15 protein-coding genes are annotated in these 17,805 nt (G+C 73.4%); 6 read left to right on the top strand and 9 right to left on the bottom strand.

Translation table 11 applies throughout. The annotated features are described in order from the left end of the window. Positions 1–465: 465 nt before the first annotated feature. Positions 466–1,560 (bottom strand): glycosyltransferase family 9 protein, encoded by a 1,095-nt coding sequence (locus ITJ50_RS15965; RefSeq protein ID WP_194590912.1) that lies wholly within the window; start codon positions 1,558–1,560, stop codon positions 466–468. A 133-nt stretch (positions 1,561–1,693) separates the two neighbouring features. Here ITJ50_RS15965 and ITJ50_RS15960 point away from each other — a divergent pair, with 133 nt between their 5' ends. The 6 genes from ITJ50_RS15960 to ITJ50_RS15935 all read left to right on the top strand — a co-directional run bounded on the left by ITJ50_RS15960 (position 1,694) and on the right by ITJ50_RS15935 (position 8,421). Further along, positions 1,694–3,268 carry an aldehyde dehydrogenase family protein gene (locus tag ITJ50_RS15960; protein WP_194590911.1) on the top strand — a complete coding sequence of 525 codons (1,575 nt, stop codon included), beginning with the start codon at positions 1,694–1,696 and terminating at the stop codon, positions 3,266–3,268. Then, positions 3,265–4,758, top strand: a complete 1,494-nt coding sequence (gene rfaE2, locus ITJ50_RS15955; protein ID WP_017887387.1) for a D-glycero-beta-D-manno-heptose 1-phosphate adenylyltransferase — start codon at positions 3,265–3,267, stop codon at positions 4,756–4,758. Before ITJ50_RS15960 ends, rfaE2 begins: the two co-directional genes overlap by 4 nt. Beyond that, positions 4,755–5,639: a glycosyltransferase family 2 protein gene (locus tag ITJ50_RS15950; protein WP_194590910.1), complete on the top strand. Its 885-nt coding sequence runs from the start codon at positions 4,755–4,757 to the stop codon at positions 5,637–5,639. The genes rfaE2 and ITJ50_RS15950 overlap by 4 nt, the downstream gene beginning before the upstream one ends. Before the next feature lie 93 nt (positions 5,640–5,732). Next, on the top strand, positions 5,733–6,494 hold the full coding sequence (locus tag ITJ50_RS15945) for a DedA family protein (RefSeq protein ID WP_194590909.1): 762 nt from the start codon (positions 5,733–5,735) through the stop codon (positions 6,492–6,494). Continuing rightward, positions 6,491–7,762 (top strand): sensor histidine kinase, encoded by a 1,272-nt coding sequence (locus tag ITJ50_RS15940; protein ID WP_194590908.1) that lies wholly within the window; start codon positions 6,491–6,493, stop codon positions 7,760–7,762. Before ITJ50_RS15945 ends, ITJ50_RS15940 begins: the two co-directional genes overlap by 4 nt. Continuing rightward, a complete protein-coding gene (locus ITJ50_RS15935) occupies positions 7,759–8,421 on the top strand; it encodes a response regulator (protein ID WP_042537158.1) in 663 nt (220 codons plus the stop codon). Before ITJ50_RS15940 ends, ITJ50_RS15935 begins: the two co-directional genes overlap by 4 nt. A gap of 86 nt (positions 8,422–8,507) precedes the next feature. Here the strand turns inward: ITJ50_RS15935 and ITJ50_RS15930 are convergent, their stop codons facing one another. Genes ITJ50_RS15930 through ITJ50_RS15895 form a run of 8 tightly spaced genes read right to left on the bottom strand, consistent with a single transcriptional unit; the run spans position 8,508 to position 17,571 of the window. Further along, positions 8,508–9,008: a Dps family protein gene (locus ITJ50_RS15930; RefSeq protein ID WP_056068605.1), complete on the bottom strand. Its 501-nt coding sequence runs from the start codon at positions 9,006–9,008 to the stop codon at positions 8,508–8,510. A 52-nt stretch (positions 9,009–9,060) separates the two neighbouring features. Beyond that, on the bottom strand, positions 9,061–9,483 hold the full coding sequence (locus ITJ50_RS15925; RefSeq protein WP_017887393.1) for an SIP domain-containing protein: 423 nt from the start codon (positions 9,481–9,483) through the stop codon (positions 9,061–9,063). A gap of 29 nt (positions 9,484–9,512) precedes the next feature. Beyond that, positions 9,513–10,187: a TetR/AcrR family transcriptional regulator gene (locus tag ITJ50_RS15920; protein ID WP_017887394.1), complete on the bottom strand. Its 675-nt coding sequence runs from the start codon at positions 10,185–10,187 to the stop codon at positions 9,513–9,515. After that, on the bottom strand, positions 10,184–12,274 hold the full coding sequence (locus ITJ50_RS15915; RefSeq protein WP_194590907.1) for a CocE/NonD family hydrolase: 2,091 nt from the start codon (positions 12,272–12,274) through the stop codon (positions 10,184–10,186). The genes ITJ50_RS15920 and ITJ50_RS15915 overlap by 4 nt, the downstream gene beginning before the upstream one ends. Beyond that, positions 12,271–14,058, bottom strand: a complete 1,788-nt coding sequence (locus tag ITJ50_RS15910) for a dipeptide ABC transporter ATP-binding protein (RefSeq protein WP_194590906.1) — start codon at positions 14,056–14,058, stop codon at positions 12,271–12,273. Before ITJ50_RS15910 ends, ITJ50_RS15915 begins: the two co-directional genes overlap by 4 nt. Further along, positions 14,055–14,942 (bottom strand): ABC transporter permease, encoded by an 888-nt coding sequence (locus ITJ50_RS15905; RefSeq protein WP_042537148.1) that lies wholly within the window; start codon positions 14,940–14,942, stop codon positions 14,055–14,057. The genes ITJ50_RS15910 and ITJ50_RS15905 overlap by 4 nt, the downstream gene beginning before the upstream one ends. Continuing rightward, complete coding sequence (locus ITJ50_RS15900; protein WP_194590905.1) at positions 14,939–15,973, bottom strand: ABC transporter permease; 1,035 nt, start codon at positions 15,971–15,973, stop codon at positions 14,939–14,941. Before ITJ50_RS15900 ends, ITJ50_RS15905 begins: the two co-directional genes overlap by 4 nt. After that, positions 15,970–17,571, bottom strand: a complete 1,602-nt coding sequence (locus ITJ50_RS15895) for an ABC transporter substrate-binding protein (protein ID WP_194590904.1) — start codon at positions 17,569–17,571, stop codon at positions 15,970–15,972. The genes ITJ50_RS15900 and ITJ50_RS15895 overlap by 4 nt, the downstream gene beginning before the upstream one ends. Positions 17,572–17,805: the final 234 nt, after the last annotated feature.

Genomic DNA, 17,805 nt, shown 5'->3' with positions numbered 1-17,805 from the left:
CAGCGGTGAACCGCGCACGGGGCGACGGCGTGCGCACGGTGCGGCCGGGAGGCGCGTTGCGGGCTGGCAGCGGGCCTCCCGTCCGGCGTCCGGTCGCGTTCCGTGCACGGTGCACGGTGCACGGTGCACGGTGCACGGTGCACGGTGCACGGTGCACGGTGCGCGGTGCGTCGCCTGGTGCAGCGTTGACGGCTGGGTGCGCGCTTGCAGCGCCGCACGCAGCGGGCAACCGCGCACGGGGTGACGGCGCGCGCACGGTGCGGCCGGTGCGGCCGGGAGGCGCGTTGCGGGCTGGCAGCCGGCCTCCCGCCCGGCGTCCGGTCGCGTTCCGTGCACGGTGCGCGGTGCGTCGCCTGGTGCAGCGTTGACGGCTGGGTGCGCGCTTGCAGCGCGGCACGCAGCGGGCAACCGCGCACGGGGCGACGGCGTGCGCACGGGACCGAAGCTCGCACGGTGCGAGGCTCATCAGGTCGTGCGGAGCAGGTCCTCGACGTCGGCGAGGACGGCCTCCGGCTCGACCTGGTCGACGTAGGACGGGTCGTGCTCGCACCGCTCGGCGGTCCAGCCGACCTGCGTGACGTCGATGCCGCACACCGGGCACCGCGTCACGAAGGACAGGTGCACCCGGTGCCGACCGCGGTCGAAGGGTCCGGCGTTGATGACGTTGCCGAACCAGAACACCCCGACGGTCGGCGTGCCGACGGCCACGGCGAGGTGGCGCGGACCGGAGTCGTCGCCGACCATGACGTCGGCGGCGGCCAGGACGTCGGGGAGTTCCCGCAGCGGCAGTGACCCGGTGCGGTCGTGGACGCGCTCCCGAAGCTCCAGCGGCAGCGACGCGACGATGGCGGACGACGCCGGCACGTCCGAGTCGTCACCCATGAGCACCACGTCGTCCCCGGCGGCGAGCCGGGCACGGGCGACCTCGGCGAAGCGCGAGGGGCTCCAGCGGCGACGTGGGTCGGTGGCGCCGGGGTGGATCGCGACGAGTCGTGCCCCGCTCCCGACGCCGAGGCGCTGCCGAACGTCGGCCCGTGCGGCTCCGGAAACGTGCAGTCGCGGGTCGAGGGTGACCGGCTCGGCGCCCGCGAGCGAGGCCACCTCGAGCGCCCGGACGACCTCGTGCTGGTAGTACACGTAGCGGACCCAGCGCTCCAGCACCCGTGCGTCCTCGGTGGCGGTGCCCACGGTGTGACGCGCACCGAGCCGGAGCAGGAACGGGTTCGAGTTCCGACCGCCGCCGTGCAGCTGCACCGCGAGGTCGAAGCGCCCGCGCAGCCGGTCGAAGAAGTCCTGCTCGGTCGGCGCTCCGCGGCCCGAGTCCCGGACACCGGGCACGACGGGGAGCTCCTCGAAGGCGTGGACCGCGTCGGTGCGTCCCTCGAGCACCGGGCGCGCCGACGGTGCCCCGAGCAGCGTGATCCGGGCCCCGGGGTAGGCGGCGGCGAGGGCCTCGACCGCCGGCAGGGCGAACATCAGGTCGCCCAGTCCCCCGCCGCGGAGCACCGCGATCTCGCCGACACCGTCGAACCGTTCTCCGCCCACACCGATCTGTTGCACGGCTCCACGTCTACCGGTCGGACCCGGTCGGACGTCCAGCAGCGACCCCGGATGGACGAGAAGCGCGATGCCGTGACCGCACACAGCGGAGCCCGAGCACCGTGTGAGGCCCCGCCCGCTCCGGAAGGACCCCATGACGATCGCACCCCCCGCCGCCGACGACCTCGTGGTGACCGACCCCGTCAACGGGTCGATCGCGTCCACCGTGCGCCGCTCGACCGAGGACGACGTCCGCAACGCCGTCGCTCGCGCCCGAGCCGCTGCCGGCGCGTGGGCCCGGACGGCACCGGCCGAGCGTGGCGCCCTGCTGCACGCTGCGGCCGAGCACCTCCGTGCCCACGCGCAGGAGCTGGCGGACCTGAACACCCGCGAGACCGGCAAGGTGCCCGGCGACGCGATCGGCGGGGTCGAGGCCGGCATCGGGACGCTCGTGCAGTACGCCGAGCTCGGGCCGGTGCACCGCGGCGAAGCGCTGCGCGGGCAGTTCGGTGCTGCCGACTGGTCGGTGCCGCACCCGCGCGGCGTGGTGCTCGCGCTGACGCCGTGGAACGACCCGGTCGCCGTGGCGTGCGGGATGCTCGGTGCGGCGATCGTGACCGGCAACACCGTCGTGCACAAGGGCAGCGAGCGGTGCCCGGCGACCTTCGCCCGCCTGAACACCCTGTTCGCCGAGGTCCTGCCGGACGGCGTGCTCATCGGTGTCGACGGCGACGCGACCACCGGCGAGCTGCTCCTGGCGCAGGAGGGCATCGACGTCTACGCGCACGTCGGCTCGACCGCGACCGGTGACCGCCTCAGCGAGGTGGCCGCGACCACCCGCGCCCACGTCATCCGTGAGAACGGCGGCAACGACCCGGTGATCGTCGACGCCGACGTCGACCCGGAGTGGGCCGCCGCACAGGTCGCCCTCGGCGCCTTCGCGAACACCGGCCAGATCTGCACCAGCGTCGAGCGGGTGTACGTGCACCAGGACGTCGCCGAGCCCTTCGTCGCAGCGCTCGTCGCCGAGGCGGAGCGCCGCACCGCAGCACCCGCCGCCGAGTTCGGGCCGCTCGTGGACGACCGGCTGCGCGAGCTCGTCCAGACCCACGTGGACGACGCGATCGCCCGCGGTGCCTCCGCACGAACGGGCGGTGTCACGCCCGGCGGGCTCGGCTCGTTCTACCCGGCGACCGTCCTGACCGGCTGCACGGACGACATGCTCGTGCTGACCGAGGAGACCTTCGGCCCGATCGCCCCGGTGCGCATCGTGTCGGACTTCGCGGAGGGGCTCCGGCTCGCCGCGACCGACCGCTACGGGCTCGCCGCCACCGTCCTGACGAACGACATCGCGCACGCGCTCCGTGCCGCGGCCGAGCTGCCCGTCGGCACCGTCAAGGTGAACGCGGTGTTCGGTGGTGCTCCGGGCGGCAGCGCCCAGCCGCGCGGTGCCTCGGGTGCCGGGTTCGGCTACGGCCCGCACCTGCTCGACGAGATGACGACCACGACGGTCGTGCACCTGGAGGCAGCCCCGCCGCGGCGCACCGTCGAGCCGTCGACCGCAGCAGCCGGCGGCACCGCAGCAGCCGGCAGCACCGCAGCAGCCGGCAACACCGCAGCCACCAGCAGCACCACCGCCGACACCGGCGCTGCCGCAGGTGCCACCGGCCCCGCAGCCGCTGCCGGCGCCACCGCCGGCAGCGCCGACACCGTGGGAGGCACCCGATGACCGCCGACGTCCGCCTGGTGCGCGACCTCGTCGCCACCGTCGACGACCGCGAACCCCTGGTCGTCGTCATCGGCGACTGCATCCTGGACCGCTGGACCGTCGGTGAGGCCGAGCGGGTCTCGCGCGAGGCCCCGGCCCCCGTCGTCCGCGTGACCGAGACCATCGCGGTGCCCGGTGGTGCTGCGAACACCGCCGTGAACGCCCGCGCCCTCGGCGCCCGGGTCCGCATGGTCGGGCTCATCGGCGACGACGAGGCCGGCGACGTCCTGCGCCAGCGGCTCGAGGCAGCAGGCGTCGACACGTCGTTCCTGGTCGAGATCCCCGGCGCCCGCACCACGACGAAGTCGCGCGTCGTCGGCGGTGACCGCGTCGTGGTCCGGGTCGACGAACTGGCTGCGACCCCGACCGCCGAACACGGCGAACGCCTCGCCCGCTCGGTCGCCCGAGCCGTCCGGTGCGCCGACGCCGCCGTGGTCTGCGACTACGGTCTGGGCGTCCGCGCCGAGGACGTCGTGCCGATGCTCGACCGCGACCGCCCCGGTGCCGTCGTGGTGGACGCGCACGACCTGACACGGTGGGCCGCACTGCACCCGGATCTCGTCACACCGAACGCCGGCGAGACGGCCGCGCTGCTCGGCACGGACCTCGGCACCGGTGCCGACCGGGTCGGCACCGTCGTCGCCGCGCGCGCCGACGTGCTCGCCCGCAGCGGTGCGCGCGCCGCCGTGGTGACGCTCGACCGTGACGGTACCGTGCTGCTCGAGCCCGGCTCCGACCAGGGCTTCCGCACGCGTGCGACGCCCGCCTCGGAGCAGCAGGCCTCCGGCGCCGGAGACACCTTCTGCGCCGCCGCGACGGTCGCCCTCGCCGTGCAGGCGCCCCTGCGCGACGCCGTGGCGGTCGCGCAGGCCGCCGCCGACGTCGTCGTCCGCGAGGCCGGCACATCGGTCTGCACCGCCGCCGCCCTGCTGGACTCGGTGACCGCACCGGCGGCGACCGTGGTGGACCACGACGAACTCGCCACCGCGGTCGAGGCTGCACGGCAGGCCGGGCGTCGGGTGGTCTTCACGAACGGTTGCTTCGACGTCGTGCACCGCGGCCACACCACCTACCTGCGGCAGGCCCGGGATCTGGGCGACCTGCTCGTCGTCGCGCTGAACGACGACGACTCGGTGCGCCGCTTGAAGGGCCCGGAGCGGCCGATCAACCCGGCCGAGGACCGCGCCGGCGTGCTCGCCGCACTCGCCTGCGTCGACCTGGTCACGGTGTTCGCGACGGACACCCCGATCCCGCTCATCGAACGGCTGCGCCCCGAGGTCTACGTCAAGGGTGGCGACTACTCCCCCGAGATGCTGTCCGAGACCGAGGTCGTCCGCGGCTACGGCGGCGAGGTCGTCATGGTCGACTACGTTCCCGAGCACTCCACCAGCGCCGTGGTGCGCCGGATCCGCGAAGCCGCCGCGCGGCCCGAACCGGACCCCGCACCGTGACCGCCCGCTGGTCCGGGTCCTGGGCGAAGGCCCCCGATCCAGCGGACACGAGCACGGTCGACGTCGACGTGCTCATCCCGACCGTCGGCCGGCCGGCCGAGCTCGCCACGACGCTCGCCGGCCTCGCCGCCCAGACCGACGTGGACATGCGCGTCGTGCTGAGCGACCAGTCCGCGGACGGGGACGCCGCCAGCGCGCCGGCGGTCGCCGCGGTGCTCCGCGTCCTGGAGGCCCAGGGCCGGCCCGTCACGCTCCTCACCCACCCGGAACGGCGTGGCCTGGCCGAGCACCGGCAGTTCCTGCTCGACCACGCCGAGGCAGCCGCGGTGCTGTTCCTCGACGACGACGTCTGGCTCGAACCGGGCTCGGTCGCGCGGATGCTCGACGCGCTGCGGACCCTGGGTTGCGGGTTCGTCGGCAGCGCCGTGCAGGGGCTGTCGTACCTGCAGGACCGTCGCCCGCACGAGACCGCCGTGTTCGAGCGGTGGGACGGCCCCGTGGTGCCCGAGGTGGTGCGCCGAGGGACCCCGGGGTTCGACCGGTGGTCGCTCCACAACGCCGCGAACCCGACGCACGTCGCCGCGGAGCTCGACCTGCACCCCGGCGAGTGGGTGCCCTACCGGGTCGCCTGGGTCGGCGCGTGCGCCCTGTACGACCGCCGTGCACTCGAGGAGGTCGGCGGTTTCCGGTTCTGGGACGCCCTGCCGCCCGAGCACGCCGGCGAGGACGTCGTCGCCCAGTGGCGGGTGATGGAGCGGTTCGGCGGCGCCGGCATCCTGCCCTCCGGCGCGGTGCACCTGGAGGCACCGACCACCGTCGTCGACCGTCGGGTGGACGCGCCCGACGTGCTCTTCGACCACGGTGGAGTCATACCGCGGTAGGGGGTGGTCGAGACCGCAGCGGGATGGCAGCGGCGCCGCGGCTCCGTAGCGTCGTCCTCGTCGACGAACGCCGTCGGCGGGAGGGAACACCCCGTGTTCGACCAGATCACCCCGCTCGTCGTCGAGTTGGCCGCGAGTCCGCTCGTCTACGTCATCCTGTTCGCCCTGTGCCTGCTCGACGGCTTCTTCCCGCCGGTGCCGAGCGAGTCCGCCCTGGTCGCGGTCGCCGCGATCGCCGCGACGTCGGGGCAGCCCGTGCTCGCGGTGGTGCTCGTCGCCGCCGCCCTCGGTGCGATCGCGGGGGACTCGATCGCGTACTGGATCGGCCGCCGGATCGGGTTCGCCCGGTTGGCCCGGTCGAAGCGACCACGGATCGCGGCGGCGTTCGCCTTCGCGGAACGGCAGATGCAGCGCCGGTCCGCCAGCCTCATCCTGACCGGTCGTTTCATCCCCGTCGGCCGGGTCGCGGTCAACATGACGGCCGGTGCCACCGGACTGCCCTACCGCCGGTTCCTCGCGATCAGCGCGATCGCGGGGCTCGCGTGGTCGGCGGTGTCGATCGGGATCGCGCTGGCCGCATCGAGCGTGCTGCACGAACCCATCGTCGCGGCCCTGGTGTCGATGGTGGTCGCCGCCGGGCTCGGGGTCGTCGTCGACCGGTTGCTCGGGAGCATCAGCCGCAGGCGCGACGCACGTGCCGAAGCCCGAGCAGCAGCCCCGAGCACCCCGAGCACCCCGACGGCGACGAAGCCTGCCACGATGGCTTCGACGAAGGCCGTCACGAAGGCCGTGCAGTCGTCGTCCCCCTCCCCCGCACCTCGCCTCGCCCGAACCGGAGAGATCGCCCGCCCGTGACCATCGTCCCCGATCCACCCCGGCCCGACCGACCGACCCGGGGCACCCTGGCGCTCCGGATCGGGTTCGTGCTCGTCGCGGTCTCCCTGTTCGCCGTCGCGGCCCCGGTCACCGCCGTGCACGACGGCGTCCCGGTGCCGCTCGCCCTGCTCGTCACCGCCGTGCTGTCGGCGAGCATCGGCCTCGCGCCCCTCTTCCCCCGGACCGCGTCGGTCGTGCACCTCGCCGCCCTCGCCGGCCTCGGGGTCCTGACGGCGGACGGGTCCGTCGGACCCTGGCCGATCTCGGTGACGAGCATCATCGGACTCAGCCTGTTGCTCGTGGTGCTGGGCGTCCGCACCACCTGGCGGCTGACCGCCGTGGTCTGGGTCGCGGCGACGCTGCTCCCCCTGGTGCTCATCGGTGTGACGCCCGGCCGGTGGGGTCAGGTCGACGTCTGGGCGACGAGCTTCGTGGTGAGCGCCGGCGACACCCTCGTCCTGGCCGCCGCGGCGGTCGTCATCGGGCAGCGCCGGTCCGTGCGCGAGGAACTCGCAGCGGCCCGCCGCGACACCGAGCTCGAGCAGGCGCGGCGCCGGACGGTCGAGGAACGCTCCCGGATCGCCCGTGAACTGCACGACGTCGTCGCACACAGCATGTCCGTCGTGCACATGCAGGCCGAGTCCGCCCCGTACCGCGTGGCCGACCTGCCGCCCGCGGCCCGAGCGGAGTTCGCGGCGATCGCCGAGACGTCGCGCACGGCCCTGCGGGAGATGCGGCAGCTGCTCGGCACCCTGCGCGGCGACGCCGACGCCGAGCGTGCGCCGCAGCCGCGGCTCGCCGACCTGCCGGCACTGGTGCAGGCCACCCGCGCGGCCGGCATCCCCGTCGAGCTCCTGCTCGGCGACGACCTCAGCCTCGCCGACGACGACGACATCGACCACGTCGGGCGGCTCGCGCAGCTCACCGTGTACCGGGTCGTGCAGGAGGCGCTCGGCAACGTGGCCCGGCACGCGCCCGGTGCGGCAACCGTCGTGACGGTCGACAGGCACGGGTCGGCCCTCACGGTCGAGGTCGCCAACACCGCACCCCCGGCCGGCAGCATGGCCGGTGCGCCGCCGGACGACGGCGGCTTCGGTCTGGCGGGCATGCGTGAGCGGGTCGCCGCGCTGGGCGGCACCATCGACCACGGACCCGACCCGGACGGCGGCTTCCGCGTCGCGGTCAGCCTGCCCGCCCAGCCCACCGCGACCACGTCGCAGCCGACGGCCGAAGGAGGATCGCGATGACGCGGGTGATGGTGGTGGACGACCAGCAGATGTTCCGTGTCGGACTGCGGGCGATCCTCCAGGCCCAGGACGACGTCGACGTCGTCGGCGAGGCAGCGAACGGCGCCGAAGCGGTCGCGATGGTGACCGTGCTGCGGCCCGACGTGATCCTGATGGACGTGCGGATGCCGGAACTCGACGGCATCGAGGCGACCCGCCGGATCACCGCGGCGCCCACGGCGTCGCCTGTCCGCGTGGTGATGCTCACGACGTTCGACATCGACGACTACGTGTTCGACGCGCTCCGTGCCGGGGCGAGCGGGTTCCTGCTCAAGGACGCCAGCGCCGAGGAGCTCGTGCAGGCCGTCCGGACCGTCGCAGCCGGCGACTCCCTGCTCGCTCCGCGGGTGACCCGGCACCTGGTGGAGGCGTTCGTCGCCGGTCCGCAGCCGGCGGCACCCCGGACCGAGGTGCTCGACGTGCTGACCGACCGTGAGCGGGACGTGTTCCTGCTGATGGCGCGGGGGCGGTCGAACGGCGAGATCGCGGCGGAGCTGTTCATCGCCGAGCAGACCGTGAAGACCCACGTCGGTCGGGTCCTGGCGAAGCTGCAGCTGCGGGACCGGGTGCACGCCGTCGTGCTGGCCTACGAGAGCGGGCTGGTCACGCCGTCGGCGTGAGGTGCGGGCGCGGGACGCGACCGCAGACGGACAGGAGGCCCGGTGCCAGCTGGCACCGGGCCTCCTGTCAGAGGTGTGGTCGCGACTCAGGCGGCGAGGTGCGCCTGCAGGAACCAGCGGTCCTTGGTCAGTGCGCGCTCGATCTCGATCGCGACGTCCTGGCTGTTGAGGTCGACCTCGTCGAGGCCGTCGACGGCACGGCGGACCTGCAGCAGCGCTGCGTCGATCTGGGCGATCACCTCGGTGACGGTGACGTCGGAGTTCTGGAAGCCCTGCGACAGCGGCGGCAGGGTGGTGTTCGCTGCGACGGTCGCGATGCGCGAGTCGACCGGCAGGCCGAGGGCGACGATGCGCTCCGCAGCCTTGTCCGCGTAGTCCTGCGCGTGCTCGACGATCTCGTCGAGGAGCTCGTGCACGCCGACGAAGTTGCGGCCACGGACGTGCCAGTGCGCCTGCTTGCCGTTGACGACGAGTGCCTCGAGGTCGATGACGACGGGGGCGAGGAACTGGGCGACCCCGGCAGCGAGCTCCGGCGTGGTCGAGAACGGGGACGTGGTGCTCGTGGTGGTCGTGCTCTGCGTGGTCATGGGACAACCATGCCCCCGTCTTTTGCACACCGCAAGGAAGAGCAGGCTGCCCTTACCCGCCGTACTCGACCTGGACCTGCTGGCCGGCGTCGGTGAGTTCGAGCTGCACCATGGACCGTGCGCGCTCGATCCACGGGCTGTCGGCGCACCCGATCCAGACCGAGGTGCGGGGCTCGCAGTCCGTCACGCACCACTCGGCGGCCCACCCGGTCAGGGCGTGTGCCAGCGCTTCACCGTGGTCGGCGAAGACCAGCGGGGCGACGGCCGAGCTGCGGGCGCTCCGGACCAGCCACGTCACGGTGACGCGCGGCGGGGCCGGCAGCAGGCGGATCTGCTCGGCGAGGGCGACCTCGACGAAGACCTGTCCGTACGCGTTCTCGGGGAGTTCCGCGAGCTGGCGGTGGATCTCGACCAGGTCTTCGGCACCGCCCGCGATGAGGATGCGTTCGCTGGGCTGTCGCCGGGTCCGTGCCATGTGCCCACGGTAAGGGAAGCCTTACCTCATCACAAGGGGGAACGGCCGGTTCCGGCGATGTCCACAGCGGGCACACTGAGTTCGTGCGACAGGAACCGCCACATCCACGACAGGGCGACCGTGTTGGTGAGGCCCGGCACGCCCTGGGCGATCTGCGTCGCGACGCCGTCGCTGTACGCGGCGAGCTGCAGGGCGACGGTGTCGGCGTCGACCGGGTCGGTGCTCCCCGTCCTGTCGCGCGCGCCCCCGAACACGCCGGCGTCCACCCCGCGCCGGATGACCCGCACCAGGCAGGCCTCCCAGACGCGGATCCGTTCGGCGTACTCGGCGGCGACCTCGGGCCGACGCACCACCGCGGTCCAGTAGTCGGACCAGATCCGCCAGTGCTGCCGGACCTGCTCGGTGTCGCCGAACAGCGGCGCCACGAGCATCCGGAGTCCCACCAGCACGTCGGGTTCGGCGTCGACGGCCGTGACGATCGCGCCGTAGAAGCGCTCCGTCTCGAGCACCACGACCTCGTTGAGGATCTCCGCGACGCTGCCGAAGTGGTACGTCACGGTGCCGACCGAGACCCCTGCCTCGGCCGCGATGTCCCGGAGTCCCGTGGCACCGACGCCGTTCCGGACGATCACCGCGCGGGCGGCCTCGACGATCATCGCGCGTCGGACCTCCGGCCGCTGCCGCACCCGTGCTGCCGCGGTCACGCCGAGGTCCTCGGCACGTCGTCGACGAAGGTGCGCTCGGTGACGAGCACCTCGGGTTCGTCGGGTCCGCCGTCGCGGGCCCAGGCGCGCACGGTGTTGACGACGTGGAAGGCGTCGGCGTCGGCGGTGACCTCGGACGTGGTCTCGAGGCGCGCGGCCCACGCGGGCTTCGTCAGCCCGATCGCCCAGCGGGAACTCGCCCGTGCGCTGGTCGGGTCGTCGGAGCGGATCCGGTAGGTCTCACGGGCGTCCTCGGTGAACACCAGGCCGTCCGGGTAGACCCGCCCGCCGCCGTACCCGGGGTCGACGTCGAGCGTCCACTCCCCCGTCTCGACGTCGTGCGTCACCGTGCGCTGCGGCAGCGGATCGGCGGGGGCGACGCGCTCGATCACCAGGGGCTCGGACCGTTCGGGCTCGGCGAAGGCCACGCCGTCGTCGGTCGTCCGGGTCCAGGTGGGCAGGGTCACGCTCGAGGCGGTCGGGTCGATCGTCACCGTGGCCTCGACGCCGTGCGGCCACACCCACGGCCAGTAGGACGACGAGACGGCGATGCGCAGCCGGTGTCCGGCGGCGAACCGGTGGCCGGTCGAGACCAGGCGCACGGGCAGCTCGGCCGGCGTCCCGGGCACGAGCACGTCGTCGCGGTCCATGCCGTCGCGTTTCGCGGCGTTCAGCACCCCGCGGGTGACGAGCGTCGACGAGCCGTCCGGGGCGACGTCGCAGAGCCGGACGGTCAGGGTGGCCCGGGGCTGGTCGCTCGTGACCGACAACCGCACGAGCACGTTGCCGAGCAGGTCGAACGCCTTGCCGACGGGCAGGTCGAACGTGACCGACCGGCCGTCCTCGGCGCGCTGGTCCGGTGGCAGGTCGGTCGCGTTGCCGAAGGGGAAGAACCGGCCGGCGTCCATCCCGGTGTGCTGCGGCGACCGCACGACGACGGGCCCGAGGTCCCCGCCCCGGAGTGCGGCGAGGGGCAGGACACGTTCGTGGGTCGCGGCGGAGGGCCACGCCTCGGCACCGATCCAGCGACCGCGGCGACCGGCGTAGTACGGCGCTGGGGCCTCGCCCTCGTTGATCCAGGCCCGCAGCGCGGGGTCGTCCTCGACACCGGTGTCCACCCCGAGCAGCCAGCGGTCCCACCAGCGCAGGGTCTCCTGCAGGAACCCGATCGACGGACCGGGCGCCAGCCCACGGTCCGGGTACTGGTGCGACCACGGGCCGACGATGCCCTTCACGGGGGCGCTGACGTGGTCGACGAGCCGGAGCACGGCGTCCCGGTAGGGGTCCGCCCAGCCACCGACGGCGAGCACCGCGGCGCGGATGCCGTCGTAGTCCTCGGCCGCGCTGCCGTGCCGCCAGTAGTCGTCGCGCTCCTGGTGCGCCAGCCACACCGGCGTCATCGGTCGGTTCGCCTCGAGCCGTTCCCGCCACCGGTCGACCCAGCCGGAGCCGACGACCTCGGGCCGGGGCGGCCGGGAGTTGAAGGCGAACATCGTCGCACCCCAGGCCGCCATGTCGATGCCGAGCACGGCGCCGCCGACGTAGTGCACGTCGTTGTCGTACCGGTCGTCGGTCGAGCAGACGGTCACGATGGCCTTGAGCGCGGCGGGTGCCCGAGCCGCGAGCTGCAGCGCGTTGAAGCCGCCCCACGAGATGCCGAACATGCCGACCGCACCGGTCGACCACGGTTGCTCGGCGAGCCACGCGATCACGGCCTCGCCGTCGAGCAGCTCCTGCTCGCTGTACTCGTCGTCGAAGAACCCGTCGGACGAGCCGGTCCCGCGGATGTCCACGCGGACCGAGGCGTACCCGTGCTGGGCGTACCAGGGGTGCCGCTCCGAGTCGCGCGGCGCGGTCCAGTCGTCGAGCCGGTACGGCAGGTACTCGAGCAGCACCGGCGTCGGGTCGCTCGGCGCCCCCGACTGCGACTGCGCCGGCGCCCAGATCCGAGCGTGCAGTCGCACGCCGTCGGGCATCGGGATCCACTCGTCGCGGACCGTCACGCCCGCGGGCAGCGAGCCGGGGTCGCCGATGGCGGTGAAGGTGGCGGCGGCGGTGCCGTGGTGGGTGCCGTCGTCGGTGGTCATGCGTCCTCCCAGTTGCGGGTGCGGTGTCCGTCGCCGTGGTCGGTCCAGCCGTCGGCGTGCCGCCAGCGCGGTACCCCGTCACCGACGTCGGGCAGGGTCGTGCTGCCGGGTTCGAGCGTCGCCGCGAGCAGCGTCGACGTGTACGGGTGGTTCGGGCCGGTGAACACGCGTTCGGTCGGTCCGATCTCGACGATCCGGCCGCCGGTCATCACCGCGACCTGGTCCGCCACGCCCCGCACCACGGCGAGGTCGTGGCTGATGAACAGGCAGGCGAGGCCCCGCTCGCGCTGCAGGTCGGCCAGCAGCGCGAGGATCCCCGCCTGCACCTGCACGTCGAGCGCGGTGGTGATCTCGTCGGCGATCACGAGGGACGGCTCCGCCGCGAGTGCGCGCGCGATCCCGACGCGCTGCCGCTGACCGCCGGACAGCTGCGCGGGCAGTCGGTCGGCGAACTCCGGCCCGAGCCCGACCTGCGTCAGGAGCGTCCCGACCCGCTCGCGCGAGGACGAGCCGCTGAACAGCCGGAGTGGCCGTGCGATCGCGGCGCCCACGGTGCGCCGCGGGTTGAGCGACGTGTCCGCGTTCTGGAACACGAGCTGCACGGCGCGCCGCAAGTCGGCCGCACGACCGGCGATCGGCACGCGCAGGTCGCCGTGGGTCGTGCCGTCGTCGTAGGTGAAGGTCCCCGACTCGGCGGGCACCAGCCCGGCCAGCGCCGTCGCCAGTGTCGACTTGCCGCTGCCGGACTCGCCGACGACGGCGAGCGTCTCGTGCGCGGCGATCGTGAACGAGACGCCGTCGACGGCGGCCGGCAGGCCGCGGCCGTAGCGGATCACCAGGTCGTCCGCGGTCACCACGGGGCGGGCTGCACGCTCGGGAGGCGCGGTGCGGGTCGCCGTGGAGCCGACCGTCCCCGGGACGGTCGCGTCGTCGGGCACGTGGCCCGCTCCTCCCGGCCGTCGCCCGTCCGGCACCGCGGCCAGCAGGGCGCGCGTGTACTCGTGCTGCGGCGCGGCGAAGAGCGCCGCCGTGGCGGCGTGCTCGACGACCTCGCCGTCGCGCATCACGGCGATCTCGTCCGCCATGGCGGACACGACCCCGAGGTCGTGGCTGACGAGCAGGACGGCCATGCCGAGCTGCTCGCCGAGGTCGGCGACCAGGTCGAGGACCGCAGCCTGCGTGACGACGTCGAGGGCGGTGGTCGGTTCGTCGAGGACGAGCACGCGCGGCCGGGCGGCGACGGCCATCGCGATGGCGATGCGCTGCTGCTGCCCACCGGACAGCTGGTGCGGGTACCGGCGGACGATCGCGTCGGGGTCCGGCAGCCGGACCAGCCGGACCAGCTCGGCGACGCGCTCCGGGCCGTCGGGCTCGCCGTGCGCGCGGAGGGCCTCGCGGATCTGCTCCCCGACGCGCATCGACGGGGTGAGCGCCTGGCCGGCGTTCTGGGCGACGACCGAGGCGGTGCCGCCGCGGAGTTCCCGGCGACCGGACGGCGACATGGCGAAGACGTCGGCGCCGTCGACGCGGACCGTCCCGCCGTCGATCGCCGACCCGGCCCGCAGGTGCGCGAGCAGCGTCCGCGCGACGGTGGACTTGCCGCTGCCGGACTCGCCGACCAGGCCCAGGGTGCGACCGGCCTCGATCGCGAACGAGACACCCCGGACGACGGGGACGCGTCGCTTGCCGGCGGCGTACGAGATGGACAGGTCGTCCACGCGGACGATCGCGTCGGGCACGGTCGCTGTCGCTGCGGACGTCGAACCGGTGTCGGTGCGGGTCATGCGCTGACTCCCTGCTTGGCGCGGTCGACACCGAGCGACTTGCTCAGGCCGTCGGCCGCGAGGTTCAGTCCGATCACCAGCGTGGCGAGTGCCACGATCGGGGCGAGGGTGCCGAGCGGCACCACGGTGAGCGCGGTGCGGTTCTCCTGCACCATCAGGCCCCAGTCCGGGGTCGGGGGGTTCGCGCCGAAGCCCAGGAAGGACAGCGACGCGACGAGCAGGACGATCCACGAGGCCCGCATCGCGTACTCGACGAGCACGACGTCGAGCACGTTCGGCAGGATCTCGCGGAACACGATCGACAGCGGTCGCTCGCCCCGGGCACGTGCCGCGGTGACGTAGTCCTGGGTGATCACGGTGCGGGCGGCGCCGCGGACGACCCGGGTCACCGCGGGGGCGTAGACGACGGTGACGGCGAGGACGATGACCCACAGGCCGGCGTCGAACACCGTGACGACGACCAGGAGCGCCAGGATCGACGGCACACTGAGCAGGGCGTCGACGACGCGCATGACGACCTCGTCGAACCAGTTGTCGGCGTACGCCGTGACGCAGCCGAGCACGGTGCCGACCGCGACGGCGATCGTGGTGGCGAGGAACGTCACCGACAGCGCGTACCGGCCGCCGTTCAGGGTGCGGGAGAGCACGTCGCGCCCGTACTGGTCGGTGCCGAGCCAGTGCGTCCACGTCGGACCGGCGAGCACGTCGCCGGCGTTCGTGGCGACCGGGTCGTGTCCGGCGATGACCGGTGCGAGCAGGGCGAGGACGACGTGCAGGGCGATGAGGCCGAGCCCGATGCTCAGCGCCGTCGACCCGCGCAGGGGTGCGAGCGCGCCGGCGAGGACGTCGCGCCCGGTGCGGCGGCGGGGTGCGGTGGCGGTCATGCGGCGGCCTTCCTGGTGCTGCGGGCGCTGCGGGTGCGGGTGCGCGTGCGCGGGCGCCGCTGGCGGGTCCGCAGCTTCGGGTCGAGTGCGAGCGCGACGAGGTCGGCGGCCAGGTTGCACACGACGTAGATCAGGGCGCTCAGCAGGGCGATCGCCTCGATCGTGGGCAGGTCGCGGTTGAACACGGACTCGAGCATGAGCTTGCCCATGCCCGGGTAGTTGAAGACGTTCTCGACCACCACGACACCGCCGAGCAGCCACGCGACGTTGAGCGCGACGACGTTGAGCGTCGGCAGCAGGGCGCTCGGGACCGCGTGCTTCCAGACCACTCGGCGCATGGTCAGGCCCTTGAGCTCGGCCGTCGTGACGAACTCCGACGCCATCACGTCGATGGTCGACGAGCGGGCCGTCCGCACGATGTAGGCGGCCATCGCGAGCGTCAGGACGATGATCGGCAGCCAGATCGTGGGCAGCAGCTCGGCGACGGTGGCGTCGCTCCCCCGCAGCACGACGGCGGGGAAGACCGGCAGGCCGATCGCGAACAGCAGCACCAGGACGGTGGCGACCATGAACTCCGGCACGCTCATCACGACCAGGCTGACGATCGAGATGACCTTGTCGCTCGGACGGCCGCGGCGGACACCGGCGACGACACCGAGCGTCAGGGACACCGTGACGCCGACGAGCATCGCGGGCACGGCGATGAGCATGCTGTTCCGGAACGCCGTGAACAGGGTCGGGGCGACCGGTTCGCCGCTGACGAGCGAGGTGCCGAAGTCGCCGTGCACGACGCCGCCGAGCCACTGCAGGTAGCGGAGCCAGACGTTCTGGTCGAGGCCGAGCGTCTCGCGGAGTTGCTTGACGGCGTCGGGGGTGGCGTTCTGGCCGAGCAGCTGCTGGGCGACGTCACCGGGGAGCGCCTGCACCGCCAGGAACACGAAGAGCGAGGCGAGCACCACGGTCAGCAGGGCGATGCCGACCCGGCGGAGGACGGGGACGAGGACGTCCGACGGTGTGTTCGTGGTCGTCATCGGCGCAGTCCGATCCGCAGGTAGTCGAACTCGAAGCCGTACTCCGAGTAGTTCACGACGTCGCGGGACAACCCCACGAGCCGGTCGCCGAACATCGGCGTCATGTCCGCTCCCTGCTCGACGACGAGCCGCTGGGCGTCCTGGTACAGGGTGAGCCGCTTGGCGTCGTCCATCTCGGCTCGGGCGTCGTCGAGCAGCCCGTCGAAGGTCTCGTTCGACCACGCGCTCTCGTTGTACGACGAGCCCGAGCGGAAGATCTGGTTGAGCAGCTGGTCGATCGGCCGCCCCGTGAACCAGTAGCTCACCATGAGCGGCTTCTGCATCCAGATCTGCGTGTAGTACGAGTCGGAGCTCGCGTTGCGGACGGTCAGGCGGATGCCCGCGTCGGCGACGGCGTCCCGGTAGGCCACGGCCATCGGGGTGAACACCGACTCGTAGCTCGACGTGTAGATCTCGGCGCGGAAGTCCGCACGCCCGGCCTGCTTGAGCAGCGCCCGGGCCTTGTCCGGGTCGTACTCGCGGTGGTCGTCGACGAACGCGGCGAGCTGCGGCGGCACGGGGTTGTCCCAGCCCGCCGAACCGGTCCCCTGCAGCGCCGTGTCGACGATCTTCCGGGGGTCGTAGGCGAGCTTCATCGCCTGGCGCACCCGTGGGTCGCTGAACTCGTCGCTCGTGGCGAGCATCGGGATCGTGTACCACTGGGCGTTCTTCGACCGGGCGACGGTGGCCCGGCCGGACGCCGACACCACCCGGGCGGTCGCGAAGTCCAGGTTCGTCTGCGAGATGAGGTCGATCTGCCCGGCGAGCAGGGCGTTCACCCGCGCCGTGGTGTCCTGGATCGAGTAGAAGTCGATGCCGTCGAGTGCTGGCCGGCCGGCGAAGTGGTCCGCGTAGGCCTCGACGCTGCCCGCGCCGGCCGGGGTGAAGGACGACAGCCGGAACGGCCCCGTCCCGATCCCGGTGCGGCCGATGTCGGCGACGGCGTCTGCCGGCACGATGTAGCACTGGTACGCGGTGAGCAGCGAGGGGAACTCGGCGTTCGGCTTCGTCAGCGAGAAGCGGAGCGTGTACGGGTCGACGGCGCGCATCGAGTCGGCGTCCATGACCTCGCCGAGCACGCCGGCCTGCGGGCTGCCGGTCTTCTCGTCGAGGATGTGCCGGATGCTCGCGATGGCGTCGTCGGCGGTGAAGCGGGAGCCGTCGTGGAAGGTCACGCCACGGCGGAGCGCGAAGGTCCACTCGGTGCCGTCGGCGTTCGCGGACCACTCCTCGGCCAGGTCCGGCACCGTTGTGCCCTGCTGGTCGAGCTTGACGAGCCGGTTGTACAGCGCACCGAGGTACTCGTAGGCCGACAGCGAGCTGGCGGAGTCGAGGGTCTCGGCGGCCGAGGCCGCCGGCCGGGCGATGCGCAGGCGCCCGCCGCGGCGTGCGACACCGGTGGCTGCGGTCTCGGGGATCGTGGGGGTGCCGGCGGACGCGCCGGAGCTGCACCCGGCGAGCGTGAGCAGGCCGAGGCCGGCCAGACCGGCGGCGCCGGTGATGAGCGCCCGACGGCTCGGACCGTGGGCACCTCGGGGTTCGGGGACGATGGGCTGCATTCGGGGTGACCCCTCCTGTAATCGTTCCGGTGAACGATAGAGGTCCCCGGCCGATCCCCCAAGCCCGCTCCCGGCGGTCGACGCGGGACCAGGGGCGCCGGGAACGGCGGACCGGTGCGGATCCGCCCCCGAGGACGACCGTTCCGTGCACGGGTGGAACGTTTACCAACCCGTTACACGGCGCGCTCCGGCACGCGGCATGATCGGGAACGCACCGACGTCCCCGAGGAGGAC

The organism is Curtobacterium sp. VKM Ac-2889, from assembly GCF_015350855.1.
Classification (GTDB): Bacteria; Actinomycetota; Actinomycetes; order Actinomycetales; family Microbacteriaceae; genus Curtobacterium; species Curtobacterium poinsettiae.
This window is presented reverse-complemented; position numbering and strand designations above follow the sequence as displayed.

What these genes read in the sequence shown, in the direction of transcription:
- ITJ50_RS15925 (WP_017887393.1), bottom strand. Translation starts at nt 9,483, where the DNA reads ATGGCACGGACCCGGCGACAGCCCAGCGAACGCATCCTCATCGCGGGC.
- ITJ50_RS15905 (WP_042537148.1), bottom strand. Translation starts at nt 14,942, where the DNA reads ATGACCGCCACCGCACCCCGCCGCCGCACCGGGCGCGACGTCCTCGCC.
- ITJ50_RS15930 (WP_056068605.1), bottom strand. Translation starts at nt 9,008, where the DNA reads ATGACCACGCAGAGCACGACCACCACGAGCACCACGTCCCCGTTCTCG.
- rfaE2 (WP_017887387.1), top strand. Translation starts at nt 3,265, where the DNA reads ATGACCGCCGACGTCCGCCTGGTGCGCGACCTCGTCGCCACCGTCGAC.
- ITJ50_RS15895 (WP_194590904.1), bottom strand. Translation starts at nt 17,571, where the DNA reads ATGCAGCCCATCGTCCCCGAACCCCGAGGTGCCCACGGTCCGAGCCGT.
- ITJ50_RS15910 (WP_194590906.1), bottom strand. Translation starts at nt 14,058, where the DNA reads ATGACCCGCACCGACACCGGTTCGACGTCCGCAGCGACAGCGACCGTG.
- ITJ50_RS15900 (WP_194590905.1), bottom strand. Translation starts at nt 15,973, where the DNA reads ATGACGACCACGAACACACCGTCGGACGTCCTCGTCCCCGTCCTCCGC.
- ITJ50_RS15960 (WP_194590911.1), top strand. Translation starts at nt 1,694, where the DNA reads ATGACGATCGCACCCCCCGCCGCCGACGACCTCGTGGTGACCGACCCC.
- ITJ50_RS15935 (WP_042537158.1), top strand. Translation starts at nt 7,759, where the DNA reads ATGACGCGGGTGATGGTGGTGGACGACCAGCAGATGTTCCGTGTCGGA.
- ITJ50_RS15915 (WP_194590907.1), bottom strand. Translation starts at nt 12,274, where the DNA reads ATGACCACCGACGACGGCACCCACCACGGCACCGCCGCCGCCACCTTC.